Consider the following 16,781-nt stretch of genomic DNA (forward strand, 5'->3'; position numbering starts at 1 on the left):
TGCTGCTTATGTTCTTGGTGAGTACTAGGCCGAAACTTCGGCGGCCTCGCGTTGCGGCCGTGCACCGGTACTTTCCACGGCGACGTCGTCCGGCAAACAAACAACCGTTTCGAACTGCCGGAATTCCGCACCTTGACGATCGTCGGTAAAACGCAGTCTGATGCTGCCGTTCTCACGCTTGAGGAAGTCGCTCACAGCGTCCATGCCCACGCCACGGCCCGACACGTCCGTGACCTGCTCTGCAGTCGAGAAGCCCGGGCGGAAGATGAGATCGGCGATCTCCTCGTCACTGGTCTTTTCGTCAGTGCGCATCCAACCCCGTTCAACTGCAATATTGCGAATCCGCCCTAAAGCGAGGCCGCGGCCGTCGTCTTTCAGCGTAATACGAACCGCATCTTCTTCGAGGGCCACGTTGATATCAATGGTGCCGCCCGACGTCTTTCCTTGGGCCGTACGCACCTCGGGTGTCTCGATGCCGTGGTCCATCGAATTTCGCAGCAGGTGCATGAACACGTTTTTCAACGCACCGCTGGCGTGACTGCGCAGGCGGGTGTTGTTGTCACTAATGCGTACTAGAGGCGCGTCCTTGCCGAGTTCCCTTGCGAGCGAGGGGAGCGAGTCGAGCACGCCGGAGAGGACCTGGCCGATGCTTTCAGTCCCGAGCAGGCGCAAGGTCTGATGCACCGCGTCGCGCATCTCGATGAGGTCGCCGGGGTTCCCTACGTTCATGGCTTCCAGTTGACGCAGGCTTTCCTGGATATGCTCGATATCGATCGTCAGGTACCGTTCCGCGTTCCCGCCTTGGCCCGGTCCCTTGCGTCCCAGGCTGACCTCGTTGATCTCGGCGTAGCTCTCGACCACTTCACGCACGCGAGCGAGTTCCTGCACCAGGCCTTCCTGATCCCAGGTCCGTTGCGGGTCGGGCTTGCGCAGGTCGTCGTAGCTTTGCTCGGTCTCGTGAACGATGTCGGTCAGGTACTGGAGGCTGTAGGTGCGCGCGTTGCCCTTGATCGTGTGCATGTTGCGGAACAGCTCGGCAATGGCCGCACCGTTTGCTTGGCGATGCTCGCGAATGATCCGTTCGTTCTCGCTGATAAAGCGGGTTGAACTCTCGATGAAGTGGTGGAACTTTTCCTGGTTGATCGCGAGGATTTCACCGATCATTTCCAGCCTGCGTTTTTGCTCGCTGGTTTCGGCAGCGAGTGCGCGTAGCTCGGTAACGTCGCGCACGCAGAGCATCAGGCGCACGATGGTATCGGTTTCGTCGGTGATGGCGGACCAGCTCAGGTCGAGTATTTTCACGCGACCATCCGGCATGCGCTTTGCGGTTTCGCGGACCAGCAGGTGCTGATTGAATTCGAAGTTGATGCTGTCTTCGCCCAGGCATGCGTGGCTGGCCGCGTCCACTTGCGAGAACGCGTCGGCGCCAAGATCGGTATTGGAAAACACCAGGTCCATGAGACTGCGGCCGGCAATGTCGCGGGTCTCGAAGATCGCTTCAAGATGCGCCGAGTATTCGGCATGGACAACGGCACCCGATACGACCGTCAGGATGCCTTGCTGCATGTTTTGCAGCATGGCCTGGATGTCCGCGGTCTTCTGTTTGAGCAAGGCCGAGTTCTCCTGGATCTTCTCTATCATCCCGTTGAACGCGACGATAGAGTGGCCGATCTCGTCCATTCGTCCCACCGGCACGCGGCGCGTGAAGTCCTGGCTGGAAGCAATCTCGCTCATCATCGCCTGCATGCGGCTTAGCGGTCGCGTGATCTGGCGGTAGAGCAGGGAACCGATCAGGCTCAGGAGCACGATAGCAATACCTGTGACAATGGCGATGGCGGTCGTGGTTGTTGCGAGCGTGTGGTTCAGCGCTGTGATTGCCTCGTCCTTCTCGCGGTTCTTCTCTATACGAAGCGTCTCGACAATCCCTTCAAGTTCGTCACGATACTGGGCCACGTTAGCGAACAAATACGCTTGCGCGAGTTCGTTCTTGCCTGCGGCTTTCATCTTTGCGGTGTCGGTGATGGCCGAGAAATAGTTCTCGAGGCTGTCGTTGGCTTGGCTTACCAGCCCGACTTGCGCGTGGCTGTGTGCGTTGCGTGCCTGGAAGGCGAGTGCTTGCTGCAGGGAGGCCTTCTTCGCTTTCAGTGCGTCTTGCGCTTGGGCGAGCACGTTACCGTCGGGTGAATACACGAGCGTCATGGTGGCGAGTTGCACGTCCTTGACCTGGGAAACCAGGTCGGCGGAAGCCAGCGCGCTGGGCACCACGCCTTCCGTGACTTGCCTGACCTCCGATGCGCTGCGCCGCGTCTGGTAGACGGCGTAACCGCCTATCGCCGATAAAGCGACGAACATCAGGATGACCAATAACGTGATGCGATGACGGATAGTCATTTGAGAACTCCCCGGGCTAAACTGGTGTATCGAGCCCTGACTAAGAACAGGTCGGTGTTGCGAATTTGGCGATTCTTTAAGAGACTCGAATAGTGTTGATTTAATGTTACTAATACGTGACCGGTGAAGAGAAATAACGTGGTACGTAGGGGTGGGCCTTGCTGGGATTGGGAGGTGGGTTATTCTTCTTTGAGCAATATAATTAATACGAAAATAGCCCTAAAGTTTTCTTAAATATTGCCGTTAATTGTTCGCTCGCGCCGGTGGACGGGGGGGGTGGTTTTTTGGTTGGCGGGGGATATGCTGGGGTGTTTGGTTCTGGGTTAGTGGTTGGGGGGGCGGTTCTGGGTTAGCGGTCGGGGTTGATGCCGGGTTGGTGCTTTCGGCCGTGGCGGTCTGCGTGAGTCGGATTTTCTCTTTATCACTATTAGCCACTGTGCGTGGCGGCACGTCATTTCTTTGTCCAAAGCGACAAAGAAACGAAGCAAAGAAAACGCTTTAACCGCTCTACCCTAAGTGTCCACAGCGTGCAGTTTTCATTCATAGGTGCCCTAAAAGCACGGTGCTCGCCAGAGCCACGGATGTGTGAACCCCTCCTTCTCCGAACACGGATACCCACACGCTTCGCCACCAGTGATTGAACCTGCCAAGGGACACCCCGCGCTATCCGCGGACGACCTCCCTTCAATGTGTACGCGCCTCGACCATGTCGCCAACCCTGCTGGAAACGAGGTCGCGAAGATGCGTAAGGCCGTACCCACGAAAATAACTGTGCGGACCACGCAGACAACCCGCCAAGAAGTGAAGCAGTAAATACGCGCGAGGCCGTGACCTATGGACATAACCGTCAGACCACGTAGCTAACACGCGAAGACCGCAACTGCCGGAACGCGTGATACCGTACGGATTCCTTGACAATAGTGCTTGCCCGAGAGCACTGGTGGCGAAGCGTGTTCGTGTCAGGATTCGCGAGAAGGAGGGGTTCACACATCCTTCGCTCTGGCGAGCACCGTGCTTTTGGGGCACCTATGAATGAAAACGGCACGCTGTGGACACTTAGGGTAGAGCGGTTAAAGCGTTTTCTTTGCTTCGTTTCTTTGTCGCTTTGGACAAAGAAATGACGTGCCGCCACGCACAGTGGCTAATAGTGGTAAAGAGAAAATCCGACTCTTGCAGACCACTAACACTGAAAGCACCAACCCGGCATTGACCCCGACCACTAACCCAGAACCAAACACCCCAGCATAGCCCCCGCCAACCAAAAAACCGCCCGCCCCCGTCCACTAAGAACCGAGCAATACCGCCGAATAAAGGCCCCACGCCGATAAACCTCGCCACAAACCAAACCGGCGGACCGCCTATACGCACGATCCTGCTCCTTATTGTCTTGCGGGTTTTGTGACGAGTCTTACGGCAAGATTTTCACCGGATAACAAGCGCCACCTCCAGGCAGCGATTGCAGTTAAACGATTCATACAGCCGAAGCGTTGACGCCAAGCAACGGGACCTGAATTCTTTCAACGCGATTGCCTGGCTGGAAGATATGCCGCACGCTCCACATGCCGTGCGGACAAACATGACGCTTAGATGCACTGCAGCGAAGTCAGCGTAGTCTTGACTGCTTCGTCCCACGGCGTGTGCGGTTCCTCACCCAGCGTAGCCAGCAGCGAGGCATTCTCCATACGGATGGGCTCCTTCCACAAATAGCGCATCTCCCGCATCTCACGGAATAGCTCGGAGAAGGGCGACATGAGTGGAAGCACCCACCAGGGGAACGCACGTACCTTGACGCTGGCCTGGTCGACCGAGCGTTTGATTGCACCGGTCATTTGCGTGCCGTCGGCGTCCCAGTGGCCCCGCATGTGAAAGGTCGCGAAGGCGGGTAGCTGGCGTTCCTGCTCGATCAGTTGCACCATGGTTTGCGCGACGTCGGGTACATAAGCCCACTGATGTCCGATACCGGCCTTGCCCGGATAAAACATGGCGCGAACGGGTTTGCCCGGTTTGACGAGGCCGCCTGAAAACCAGCTATTACCATTACTGCCGGGACCAAAAAAATCGCCTGCCCGGACGATAAGGCTGCGTACACCCTCCGAGCTCGCCGCTTGCAGGCGACGCTCCAACTCGACGCGGATCGCACCTTTATGCGTGAGCGGTTCTTGGGACGACGATTCGTGTAAAACAGGGAACGCGTTCGGGCCGTAGTTATAAACCGTGCCGGGCAACACGATCCTTGCGCCCGAAGCGCGCGCTGCGGCAATGGTGTTGTCGATCATGGGCAGCACCAGCCGCGCCCAGTTGCGATATCCCGGTGGATTGACCGCGTGAAGAATAAGCTGAACGCCGTCCGCGGCTTTGACAACGTCCTGACGATTCATTGCGTCTCCCTTGATCCATTCGAATCGATCGTCGCGATCGGTCAGCGAAGCGGGGTCGCGATGCAACGCGCGCACCTTCCAGCCACGCGCCGCGAGTTGCCACGCTACTTCACCACCGATGCTGCCGGTAGCCCCCAGAACCAATGCCGTACGAGTGTCTGTCATCTTTGCCTCCTGAAGTAATGGTGATTATTCTTGCGCAGGCGGCGGTTAAATGAAATTATCGATACCAATAGAGCTGATATACATTTTTGTATGACTGACACTGAACCTGGCTGGGACCTCTACCGGACTTTCCTTGGCGTGTTGCGTGAGGGTTCGCTCTCGGGGGCGGCGCGTGCGCTAGGACTGACGCAGCCTACGGTAGGGCGCCATGTGGATGCACTCGAACTGGCCATGGGCTATGCGCTATTTATCCGTACGCAACAGGGCCTTAGCCCTACGCAGGAAGCGCTGGCGCTGAAGCCGTTTGCCGAGGCGCTGGAATCGAATAGTGCGGCGCTGTTGCGTGCCGCGTCGAGTCAGGGCGTGGGGGTGCGCGGCACCCTCCGTATTACTGCAAGCGACGTCATTAGCGTGGAGGTGCTGCCGCCTATCATCACTGCGCTGCACGCCGCTTACCCTGAGCTGGTCATAGAACTGATGCCGTCCAACCGGATTGAAGACCTGTTGCAGCGCGAAGCGGACATAGCAGTGCGGATGCAGAGGCCAAGCCAGGGCGTGTTGATTGCGCGCCGGATAGGAAATGTCGAGCTTGGCCTTCATGCGCACAAGCGTTATCTGGAACGACGCGGCAAGCCAGCGAATATCGACGAACTGGCTAACCACGCGCTCATAGGCTTCGACAAGGAAACCGCCTTTATTCGTAGCATGAAGACCCAGCTACCCGAATTGCGCCGGGAGCTGATGGCGTTACGCACCGACAGCGACCTGGCTTCACTTGCGATGTTACGGGCGGGTTTTGGTATTGGAATGTGTCAGGTGGGGCTTGCTCGCCGCGACCCCGATCTGATTCGTCTTTTCCCCGAGAAGATATCGCTTCGACTGGATACCTGGCTTGCCATGCATGAAGACCTGCGCGACAACCCTAGTTGTAAGGTCGCGTTTGCAGCCCTGGCTGAAGGACTGGATCGATACGTTCAGGGAGCCTAGGAAAACGTCATATTCCCTAAGCTGTGAACGTCCCCTAAAACCGTCAGCCGATAGTTTCCAACTCACGCTCTGCTGGCTTGGCGTCGACAGGATGCGGCGCCGCGCAATGTCCACTGGCTGGTGCGCCAAGCGTATTCGAGCGAATGGTGGATTGACCTAACAACCAGCCGCAATAAGACCAGAACATCAGCATGGTCGATTGCCACATGAAGTCATCGGTCAGGTTCTTGGCGAGCATACCTAGAATCAGCGCAATGCCTGCTCGATACAACTGAGGATAAATCAGGCGCACCTTGAAAAACTGATAAGCGAGGCAACCCAAAGCTGCAAGCTGGAGCACCAGCCCAACAATCCCGACCTGAAGCAGCGTATTGAGAAAGAGGTTGTGCGCATGCGTGCGCACATTACCGTCCAGCTTGAACAGGTCGTCGGGAATAAGGCTTCCGTAAGCCAGCGAGGGTAAGGGTTTGCCAAAGCCAATGCCTATCCAGGGGTGCTTCGCGACCTGGCTTCCATAGAACGCCCAGATTCTTGGCCGCGCATCCGAACTCATTGCCCGGTTCATGCCGCTGACAACACGCAGCCGCTCGATCAACGTTGCGGGCCTGGGCTCTGGTGCGCTTTCTATAGTCGTAAGTTGCATATCAGGGGCGCGAGCAACAACCCGCAGAATGCCCGGCGTTGCGCCGGACACGTGCACGGCGGGAGCGGCCACGCTGCTGACGGCCGAGCCCATTAGCCGGAGCTTGTTGCTGAACCCTACAGCTACCAGCGTCACTACAAGCAACGCGCCCAGCGCGGTCCACGCCCGCACACGCTCGCGTGACGAACGGGGCCATAACAACACCACGGCAACCACCGCCAGCGCAATCCAGAAGAAGCGGTTCAATGTAGCGCCGCCAATCACCACGCAAAATAGCACGCCCGTCAGGCCGCGTATTTTCGTTTCGGTCTTGGCGGCCATTGTCGCAAAGAGGGGAATGGCCATTAGCGCCAGCGTGCTGGAATGCCCGACCCGCGCGTAGAAATGCATCAGCCCCGGCTTGGGTGCGCCCGGGTCAAGATAGTGGAAGTAGACGACGCTCATCACCGCCAGAATCAGGCATGTGGTCCACGCCACGTTTTGTAATCGGCGCTGCTGCTTGAGCGGTGATTGTCCAACGAGCCAGAAGGCGTAGAACGCCGCTAGCGGATAAGCCACTTCGTCAAGCCATGCATGCAAGGTCGCGCCTGCGTCGATTGACCATGTTGCGGACATCAAGGTCCAAAGCGACCAGACGCCAAGCGCTATTAGCAAGGAAGATGCAGGGAATGCTCCCTCGCGGGAATTTGTTAGCAAAGACTTAATGGCAAGCCACGAGACAATGGCTATGAGGACGCCGATCCCAATGTATTTAATGGCTGTCAGATGGTCGAACATCCCCACGAATAACAGCACCGCGCATACAACGGACAGGGCTTCCCCGGCCCGAGATTGCAATCTCAGGTTAATCATTGCGATTCCGGAGTTTGATAAACGATCTGGTGGCCGCGAATTGTACGATAAGCGCTTATTTGATGGGCTGATTGTGACGCGGTGTAATTGAATAATGTTGCCGTAAAGACCGACCCTGAGTGCGGAATGGATTTCCTTTTCCGGGTTTAGATTTGGCCCTAACTTTAGCCTTGGCGCTTGGCGCGGCTGCAACGTCGCAAGGGCGGGTCATGCGCGGGTACTTGACAGCAACGTGCCCCGGCTCGTGCAGCTCATTAGCGCCTGCTCGCTGATACGCCTGGTTTTGTGAGCCGAATTCAACGCATTGCGATAATCAGGCCTCGTGGGGGCGCAGATGGAACAGCAAATAGATACGCTCGTGATAGGTGCTGGGCCTGCGGGCCTCGCGGTTGCTGCGTGCCTGAAGAAGCGGGGTGCATCCTGCATCATTGTGGACCGGGCGTCCGAGGTCGGTTCGAGCTGGCGCCATCACTACGACCGGCTGCACCTTCACTCGGACCGGGACCGTTCGGCGCTGCCTTATCTTTCGTTTCCCGCTGGAACGCCACGTTATCCGTCGCGCGAACAGGTGATTGAGTATCTCGAACTGTATGCGCGGCATTTCGAACTGGTACTGCGCTTCAACGAGGAGGTCAGGACGGTACGGCCACGCAACCCCGGATGGATTGTGACCACGACAGCCAGCGTCTATCATTCGCGCCAGGTGGTCGTAGCCACCGGCTACAACGCCGTTCCCTACCTGCCACGATGGCGCGGCCAGGAGCGCTTCGGCGGCCGCATATTGCACAGCAGCGAGTACCGCAGCGGCGAGTCATTCCGCGGCCAGAGGGTTCTGGTCGTCGGCTTGGGCAACAGTGGTGGAGAGATTGCGATCGATCTCCACGAACACGGCGCGCGAGTGGCAATGGCGGTGCGCGGGCCGGTGAACATTGTCCCTCGCGAGGTCCTCGGTGTCCCCGTGCTCGCTATCTCTATTGCGTTGAACCGCCTTCCTGCCCGATTCGCTGACGCGCTGGCCGCACCACTCGTGCGGCTTACTATCGGAGACATCACCAAGCTGGGTTTCCGCAAACCCCCAATGGGTCCCTTTGCGCAAATCAAGGCAAGGACACGAATCCCGCTCATCGACGTCGGCACAATCAAACTGGTCCGCGAGGGTCACATCGAGGTACTCGGAGACATTCGCGAGATAGGCGAGACTGAAGTGATGTTTGAGGACGGGCGTTCGCGGAGCTTTGATGCAATCGTTGCCGCGACGGGATTTCGCCCACAGGGCGAGGGTTTTCTGAGGCCACAGAGCGATATCCTCGAGGGAAAGCCGTTGCAGCCGCCGAACGGCGGGGAGGAAAAATCCGGGCTGCATTACTGTGGGTTTATCGTCTCGCCGACCGGTATGTTGCGCGACATCGGAATTGAGGCGCAACGGCTTGCAGACGAAATCACGCGCCTTGAGCAGCGCCCGGCGTCTTGAGGATTCGAGGCTTCGAGGTTCCGGGTGCAAGCTCGCGCGTCTCGCGAAATGCGGTGGTTTCGGCAATCACAAGCGTAATCACCGCTACTACGATCTATCGCGCGTAATATCGAGTGCCAAGGGGCAGGGGCGAACTTCGCCGTCCGAACAGTCCTGCGAAAAACCGAAGGCCGAACGGGATAAGGGAGATGCGATGAGCAACGACATGTACGAAGAGGGATTGAACAAGACCGCAGCCAACTTCGCGGCGCTGACACCTTTGACCTTCATCGAACGCGCGGCGTCGGTGTATCCAACCATGCCCGCCATTTCGCACGGTGCGGTGCGACGTGACTGGGCGCAGACCTATGCGCGCACGCGGCGTCTAGCCTCCGCGCTGAACGCCAGAGGTATCGGTGTCGGCGATACGGTCGCCGCGATGCTGCCGAATATTCCCGAGATGATAGAAGCTCATTTCGGTATCCCGATGATTGGCGCAGTCCTCAATACGCTCAACACCCGACTCGATGCAAACACGCTCGCGTTCATGCTGAATCATGGCGAAGCGAAAGTGGTGCTGGTCGACCGCGAATTCTCCGCCGTGATGCGCGAGGCGATCGCGAATGCAGACCGGCCGATTCTCGTCATCGATGTCGACGATTCCGAATATACGGGACCTGGCGAGCTTATCGGTGAACTCGATTATGAAGCGCTGCTGGCAAGCGGCGATCCTGCATTCGAGTGGGCACCTCCATCCGATGAGTGGAATGCGATCTGCCTGAACTACACCTCGGGGACAACAGGACATCCTAAGGGCGTGGTCTATCACCATCGCGGGGCGTACACCAACGCAGTCAGCAACATACTGGAATGGGATATGCCAAAGCACGCGGTGTACCTGTGGACGCTGCCGATGTTCCATTGCAACGGCTGGTGCTTTCCCTGGACCGTGGCCGCGCGGGCGGGCGTCAACGTATGCTTGCGCAAGGTCGATGCGAAAACGATCTTCGATCTGATTCGCCGCGAGCGAGTGACGCACTATTGCGGCGCGCCGATCGTACAGAACCTGCTGGTCAATGCCCCCGACGAGATGAAAACCGGGATAACGCACCGTGTTCACGCCATGGTCGCCGGCGCGGCGCCGCCTGCGGCAATGATCGAAGGAATGGAGCGGCTCGGCTTCGAGCTGACGCATGTGTACGGCTTGACGGAGGTTTATGGCCCGGCGACGGTCTGTGCGCAGCAAGCTCAATGGAGCACGCTCGACATAAGTGAACGCGCGCGCCTGGATGCGCGGCAGGGCGTGCGCTATCACTTGCAGGATGCCGTGACGGTACGCGATCCTCTGACGATGCAGGAGGTGCCGGCGGATGGAGAGACAATCGGCGAGATCATGTTTCGCGGCAACATCATGATGAAGGGCTACCTGAAGAACCCGGCCGCCACGCAGGAAGCGCTTGGCGGCGGCTGGTTTCATACCGGAGACCTGGCGGTCGCTGATCCGGACGGCTATGTCCGGATCAAGGATCGCAGCAAGGACATCATCATTTCGGGCGGCGAGAATATTTCAAGCATCGAAATTGAAGATGTGCTGTATCGCCATCCAGCGGTACTTGCGGTCGCCGTGGTTGCGAAGCCGGACCTTCGTTGGGGTGAGACGCCTTGCGCTTTCGTCGAGTTAAAGGCGGGCGCAACGGCAAGCGCCGCCGAATTAGTCGCGCATTGCAGGGCCCATCTTGCCAGTTTCAAGGTACCGCGCGCGGTGGAGTTCTGCGAGTTGCCGAAGACATCGACCGGCAAGATACAGAAGTTCGAGCTGCGTAAGCGCGCCGGATCGGTCGCGGCCATCGACGTATGACGGAGGCGAACATGAACGAAAGCGTAAATCCAGACCCGCAGGTGGTAATCGAACAGGATATCTACGGGGTGCCCGGCGCAGTGCGGATAACGCTGAACCGGCCCGAATCATTTAATGCGTTATCCGAAGCATTGATCGACGCGCTGCAGAGAAGTCTGGATGAAGTGGCTGCATCAGATGCGCGCGTCGTCGTGCTTGCGGGCGCGGGGCGAGCGTTTTGCGCGGGCCACGATCTGAAAGAGATGCGCGCCAAACCGTCGTTCGAGTATTACCAGGCTCTGTTTGCTCGATGCTCGCAGATGATGTTGACCATCCAGCGCATGCCGCAGCCCGTGATCGCACGCGTGCACGGAGTCGCGACCGCGGCGGGCTGCCAACTGGTCGCGATGTGCGATCTGGCGGTAGCCGCAAGCACTGCTCGCTTCGCCGTGTCGGGGGTTAATCTGGGATTGTTCTGCTCGACGCCCAGTGTGGCGCTGTCGCGTAATCTGTCTCGCAAGGCCGCATTCGAAATGCTTGTGACCGGCGACTATATCGATGCACAAACCGCGTGTGAGCGCGGACTTGTGAATCGAGTCGCCACGCCCGAGCGGCTGGACGATGCAGTTCATGCACTCGTGGTAAGTATCAGCGAGAAGCCGCGTGTAGCGATCGCCGCTGGCAAAAGTCTTTTCTACCGGCAACTGGAGGCAGGCATCGATACGGCGTACCAACTGGCCGGAGACACGATGGCGCGAAACATGCTCGACGACGCAGCGCTTGAGGGAACGGAGGCGTTCATTCAGAAACGCACGCCGCGGTGGCGCGAAACGTAAGGTGGCGAACGCAGTTGTTCACGCGTTGGTCTTAATGTCGCGCAAGCTTAACTGAAAGCGGAAGAGCCAACGCACAGCCCAACTAATGACCACTGCTGGGAAATGGTGATCGTCATAGAGCGATTTCGTCAGTGTGCCAATTTACGCCACCGATCCTGCAACTTGACAATGGCAGTTAGCGACATATTTTGCGAATGGATTTAGCGGGGCGTCTCGTTCAGAATTGCGTAGCCCATGTACCCGCCGAGACCCAAAAATTGCGACGTGTGTCCAGACTGCAGGAGCAGGCTACTGTGCCGAATACATACGGTCGTTACGGCGGTTGGAGGCTACGCTGTCGAGCATTAAATGCCACAAGCTCAATAAAACATCGCGTCACTCGGTTCCCGGTGGGCCGGGCGCTTCGCTGCCCCACCGGGAAACTGACGGCAGTGCTCAGGTCGTCGACTCAGCGACCGTCGCGGCCTTCTCTGTCACTTCCTTCTTGCCGGGGACTTCGGTCTAACAGCTTTGTTTGCAGTACTCGTCTTCGTCGCGACGGCGTCAGCAATCAAAAACTTCGTCCGGTCTTTTGCTGCCGCAAGCCACGCGGGCGCCGGACCACGCCCACTCCATGTTGCGCCGGTCTTGGGATCAAGATATTTCGCGGGTTGCGGACCTTTGCGCTGTCCCTTATGAGCACGAGCGCCGGCAACATCCGCTGCTTTCCCGGGTGCAGTCTTCGCTTTACCCGCAGCACCGACGCTCGCTGCATGAGCAGCATCAGTACCACTTGAAATCAAAAACCTGGTGCGGTCCTTGACGTTGGCAATCCAGGCCGGGGCGCGGCCATGGCCAGTCCATGTCGCGCCTGTTTTGGCGTGACGATATTTCGGTAGAGCCCCGTTCTTTAGAGTGCCGGCAACCTTCGCCTGGACGTTCGAAGCACTGCCGTTGGCTGCTTTCGCTTCTCGTCTTGCCTTTGCTTTCGCCTCGATGTCCGCAGTAGTCAAGCCGTGCGTGAGCATAATTTTTCGGATTTGGTCGACCGCTGCTTGCGCCTTTTTTGCAATCAATGCATCGGCCTGCGCCTGCAGTTTTTTCATCTTTTCATGAAGTTGTTCGAGCGTTGGCATGTTGGCCTCCGTTAATGGACGTGGCCGCACTATGCCATGAGCGTTAAAACTGTGAAAGCGCTGATAGCGTCTTCGTGCTATTCAGCGTCCGGGACGAAGAGCATGGAAATATAGAGAATCGTCGAAACGACTATGATTCCAACACCGACAAAGACCTTCGTCCTGTTGAATTCAAGCCCGCCATCTATCGCGACTCCGATGCCGACTACCGAGGATAACGTACCAATGGCAGCGAGAGCGATGTGTACTTTGCTGAGCAATAATTTTCGGCGCGGCGGCTTATCCGGGTTAGAAGACTTCGGTTCCATTTGATATATCCTCATCGTGCGTTTGTGAGCACGGGCGCTCCCCCGGATGCTCAGTGAGTCGACCCTCGACGGACATCTCGACCTTCCAAACCCCGTAGTCGATTTGCCGCTGGCATACAACCATCGAGGGGCCGCCATACTTTTCCCGCATGCTCAAACTGGCTCAATGTCGGCGGACCGTCATGTCTCGTTGAGGCGTGGTTTGTCCGAGCTGTATAGCAGGACCCTCCCGAACCACCTCTTGCTCGCCGCAGTGTACATCCAGTTTGCATCATGTCCTGCTGTGCCGTTGGAGTGAAGTACACATCGATCGAACCGTCCGTGTTCTTCACAACAGTAAGTTCGCGGACCATCCAGGGTACGACTTCGCTTTAGGAGAACGCGGGAATCTCATGCTCCGCATAGTCAGTCTTATTTTTTGGCAGCGCCATGACCATACTCTTGGCTTCATGACTATAGGGAGACGTATTTTCACTTTGCGGGACAGCACCTCCGGCGATGAAATAGCGAAGCCATCTCGGTCCTACCTGATCAATGTAATCCGCAAAACATTGACTGGGTGGGATCGGAAACTACTTAGTTTGCCGAATCCGAGTTGTGACGAAAATCATAATGCCTCGGTCTACTGCCGAATAAATTCGTGAGGAAATGCTTGGACGCTTGATCCAAGTCAAGGTGCTCCCGGGCCCGGGATAGTTCGGAAATTTTCGTCCCGTTGCTAACGACTCATTCGCCCGATGCTAAGGAGAATAGACGAGACTTTTTATTATCCAATTTCGCCGAACGGGACGGAATATCAGGAGACTCCTTCCCTCAAAGTGGGGCTTGTACAGGTGGATGCTCTTTTAAACAAGGTCTGCGGCTTAAGTGGTGTCGTGTCCGATTTGTGTCATGGCGCATGGCCGGTAAGCCGAATAAGCACTGAGTAGTTTCCGAGGCTGGTTTTAGTGTGGACACAGTCTATGATGGGGCATCAACTCAAAGGTCAACGTCAGATACCGTTTTGTTGAAGCGGGTTCTGCGGGCACGCAATGCGCATGCGCGGCTTCAGTCAATGCGCATGCGCGGCTTCAGTATGCGTGGCTTAACTAAGCTGAAATTTAACGTTTCCAAAGTTACTAGTCAGTATAACTAATGCAGTTATAAAAGTTGATTCAACACACTTGAGGTCGTCTCCCTGACCTCCGGAAAACTTCTACCTGAAGAGGGCAAGACAATGGCCTACCAAAGCGTCAACCCTGGCACCGGCGAAATCCTTAAGAGCTTCGATCAACTGAACAACTCACAGCTGGAAAAGTCTCTCGCCGCCGCCGAGTCCTGCTTCCAGACCTGGAAGCACACCACATACGCGGAGCGTGCTGCGATCGTAGGGAAGGCCGCCTCACTGATGCGCGCCCACGTTGATGATTTCGCGAAGCTGGCGACGCTGGAGATGGGCAAGCGGATTGACGAAGCGCGTGGCGAAGTGAAGTTCAGCGCCGACATCCTGACTTACTACGCCGAGCACGCTGAAAAATTCCTGGCGCCAACCAAGCTCCATCCTAAAGTAGGCGCAGCCCACATGGAAAGCAGCCCGTTCGGCGTGCTCTTCTGCGTGGAGCCGTGGAACTTTCCGTTCTATCAGCTTGCGCGCGTCGCCGGACCGCAATTGATGGCGGGCAACACGTTAGTGGTCAAGCACGCGGGCTGCGTACCGCAATGCGCGATTGCATTCGAAAAGCTCTGGATTGACGCAGGCGCACCGAAGGGCGCTTACACCAACCTGCTGATCTCGCATGAACAGTCAGAGAAAATTATCGACGACCCGCGAATCAAGGGCGTGGCGTTGACGGGCAGCGTCGCGGCCGGCAAAAGTATTGCGGCGCGGGCCGGGCAGAATCTCAAGAAGACGTCGATGGAACTCGGCGGCAGCGACGCGTTTATCGTGCTCGACGATGCGGACCTCGAAAAGACCATTCCATGGGCGGTATGGGGGCGGATGTACAACGCCGGCCAGACTTGCTGCGCCGCGAAGCGATTCATCGTTCTCGATTCCATCGCCGACAAGTTTCTCGAGAAGTTCAAGCTCGCTCTGACGGCGCTTACGCCTGGCGACCCGATGGACGAGAAGACCACGCATGGTCCCTTGTCCACCGAGGCGGCTCTGGTGCAACTGCTCAAGCAGGTCGACGACGCAGTGGCCAAGGGCGCCAAACTGGTTATGGGTGGCAAGCGCATCGACCGGCCTGGCTCGTTCATGGAAACGACAATCCTCACGGACATCAAGCCCGACAACCCGGCGTTCCGTGACGAGTTCTTTGGCCCGGTCGTCTCGTTCTTCCGCGTCAAGGACGAGGCCGCCGCGATTGCTCTGGCGAATGACTCGGACTTCGGACTGGGCGGCTCCGTTTTCACCAGGGACGAGGCGCGTGGCAAGCGCGTGGCCAGCCAGATCGACACCGGGATGATGTTCATCAATAACATCGACTGGTCCGACGCCGAACTGCCGTTCGGAGGCATCAAGTATTCCGGCTACGGGCGGGAGCTTGGCAACATGGGCATTCAGGAGTTCGTCAATAAGAAGCTGGTTCGCACCGCTAACCTGAACGCTCCGACCTGACTGTCACGACTCGCCACGGAAACTCCGACATGTATATCAACGTTGCCGTGCTAAAGGAAACACAGGCACACGAGCGCCGGGTGGCGCTCGTGCCCGCTGTCATTCCTAAACTCATCAAGCTGGGTGCGAAACTGCACATGCAAACCGGCGCAGGGGTGGCCATCGACCTGAACGACGCGGCCTTCGAGAACGTGGTCTTCATGGCGGATCGAAGCGAATTGGTTAGGAATGCAGATGTCGTACTTGCCGTTCAACCACCCGCGCTCGATGTAATCAATGCGATGAAGGAGGGTTCGATCCTGGTTTCCTTCATTTATGAGCACAACGAGCCTGCACTGGTGAAGCGTTTGATCGAGAAAAAGATTACCTGCTTCGCGATGGAGCGGGTGCCGCGCATTACCCGCGCGCAAGCAATGGACGCGCTTTCAAGCCAGGCGGCGCTCGCCGGATATTACGCCGTACAGCTTGGCTCGACGCATCTGGCGCGCGTGCTGCCGAAGATCACGAGTGCGGCGGGCTCCCTCGGGCCGGCCCATGTACTCGTGATGGGAATGGGGGTCGCGGGACTTGAAGCTATCGCCACGGCTCACCGGCTTGGCGCGATTGTAGAAGGCTACGACGTGCGTCCCGAAACGGAGGAGCAGGCGTTGTCATTAGGTGCGACCTTCGTGAAGACCGGCGTCGATGCGCGTGGCAAAGGCGGTTATGCCCGCGAGCTAAGCGCAGAGGAAAAGACCAAGGTTGCGGCAGTACTCACACAGCATATTCAGGCAGCCGACCTGATCATCACGACGGCCGCTATCCCAGGCAAGGCATCGCCCAAGCTGATCAGCCACGCGCAGGTTGCGGGCATGAAGGCCGGCGCCGTCATTGTGGATTTGTCAGCCGAGGGAGGCGGTAATTGCGAGGACACGCGCCCCGGTGAGACGGTAAAACTGGGTGGCGTGACGATCGTTGCTCCGTTGAACGTACCTTCAATGCTTGGCGAGGACGCGAGCGAACTGTATGCGAAGAATCAGTACAACCTGCTCGCATTGATCATGAAAGACAACGTGATCGAGATCGACTGGAGCGACGAAATACTCGCCAACACGGTTCTCACGCATGCGGGTGAGAACAAAGCTGCCAAGAGTGACAAAGGCGACAAAGCAGCAAGATCGGACACGCCCGCCGTGCCGCCTGAGAAAGCGACACCGGCCACATCCAGTTAGATATCACGA

Annotated in this window: 10 protein-coding genes and 2 pseudogenes; 6 read left to right on the top strand and 6 right to left on the bottom strand. The window is 57.7% G+C overall.

Annotated features, from left to right (window positions below; genetic code table 11):
- Positions 1-24 precede the first annotated feature (24 nt).
- Both HB376_RS17155 and HB376_RS17160 read right to left on the bottom strand, forming a co-directional pair.
- Positions 25-2,391, bottom strand: coding sequence for an ATP-binding protein (locus tag HB376_RS17155; RefSeq protein WP_213764863.1), 2,367 nt, complete (start codon positions 2,389-2,391; stop codon positions 25-27).
- 1,583 nt (positions 2,392-3,974) lie between these two features.
- Positions 3,975-4,934 carry an SDR family oxidoreductase gene (locus HB376_RS17160; protein ID WP_213764864.1) on the bottom strand — a complete coding sequence of 320 codons (960 nt, stop codon included), beginning with the start codon at positions 4,932-4,934 and terminating at the stop codon, positions 3,975-3,977.
- Positions 4,935-5,024: 90 nt separating this feature from the next.
- Here HB376_RS17160 and HB376_RS17165 point away from each other — a divergent pair, with 90 nt between their 5' ends.
- Entirely contained in the window at positions 5,025-5,921 is an 897-nt protein-coding gene (locus tag HB376_RS17165) for a LysR family transcriptional regulator (protein WP_213764865.1), read from the top strand.
- A gap of 43 nt (positions 5,922-5,964) precedes the next feature.
- Here HB376_RS17165 and HB376_RS17170 read toward each other — a convergent pair whose 3' ends face one another.
- Positions 5,965-7,179: an O-antigen ligase family protein gene (locus tag HB376_RS17170; RefSeq protein WP_213764866.1), complete on the bottom strand. Its 1,215-nt coding sequence runs from the start codon at positions 7,177-7,179 to the stop codon at positions 5,965-5,967.
- 571 nt (positions 7,180-7,750) lie between these two features.
- Here HB376_RS17170 and HB376_RS17175 point away from each other — a divergent pair.
- From HB376_RS17175 to HB376_RS17185, 3 genes are all read left to right on the top strand, one after another.
- Positions 7,751-8,887, top strand: a complete 1,137-nt coding sequence (locus HB376_RS17175) for an NAD(P)/FAD-dependent oxidoreductase (protein ID WP_213764867.1) — start codon at positions 7,751-7,753, stop codon at positions 8,885-8,887.
- A 193-nt stretch (positions 8,888-9,080) separates the two neighbouring features.
- Complete coding sequence (locus HB376_RS17180) at positions 9,081-10,724, top strand: acyl-CoA synthetase (protein WP_213764868.1); 1,644 nt, start codon at positions 9,081-9,083, stop codon at positions 10,722-10,724.
- An 11-nt stretch (positions 10,725-10,735) separates the two neighbouring features.
- Positions 10,736-11,539 (top strand): enoyl-CoA hydratase, encoded by an 804-nt coding sequence (locus HB376_RS17185; protein WP_213764869.1) that lies wholly within the window; start codon positions 10,736-10,738, stop codon positions 11,537-11,539.
- A gap of 30 nt (positions 11,540-11,569) precedes the next feature.
- On the opposite strand, the pseudogene HB376_RS17190 reads toward HB376_RS17185, so the two are convergent.
- The 3 genes and pseudogenes from HB376_RS17190 to HB376_RS17200 all read right to left on the bottom strand — a co-directional run.
- A pseudogene (locus HB376_RS17190) lies at positions 11,570-11,671 on the bottom strand (IS6 family transposase); the annotation flags it as partial.
- A 350-nt stretch (positions 11,672-12,021) separates the two neighbouring features.
- Positions 12,022-12,654: pseudogene (locus tag HB376_RS17195) on the bottom strand (H-NS family nucleoid-associated regulatory protein); the annotation flags it as partial.
- A gap of 77 nt (positions 12,655-12,731) precedes the next feature.
- Positions 12,732-12,962: a hypothetical protein gene (locus HB376_RS17200; protein ID WP_255631399.1), complete on the bottom strand. Its 231-nt coding sequence runs from the start codon at positions 12,960-12,962 to the stop codon at positions 12,732-12,734.
- A gap of 1,216 nt (positions 12,963-14,178) precedes the next feature.
- On the opposite strand from HB376_RS17200, the gene HB376_RS17205 reads away from it, so the two are divergent.
- Positions 14,179-15,561, top strand: coding sequence for an NAD-dependent succinate-semialdehyde dehydrogenase (locus HB376_RS17205; RefSeq protein ID WP_213764872.1), 1,383 nt, complete (start codon positions 14,179-14,181; stop codon positions 15,559-15,561).
- A gap of 29 nt (positions 15,562-15,590) precedes the next feature.
- Positions 15,591-16,772 (top strand): NAD(P) transhydrogenase subunit alpha, encoded by a 1,182-nt coding sequence (locus HB376_RS17210; protein WP_213764873.1) that lies wholly within the window; start codon positions 15,591-15,593, stop codon positions 16,770-16,772.
- Positions 16,773-16,781 lie beyond the last annotated feature (9 nt).

Source organism: Caballeronia sp. dw_19, assembly GCF_018449515.1.
Classification (GTDB): Bacteria; Pseudomonadota; Gammaproteobacteria; order Burkholderiales; family Burkholderiaceae; genus Caballeronia.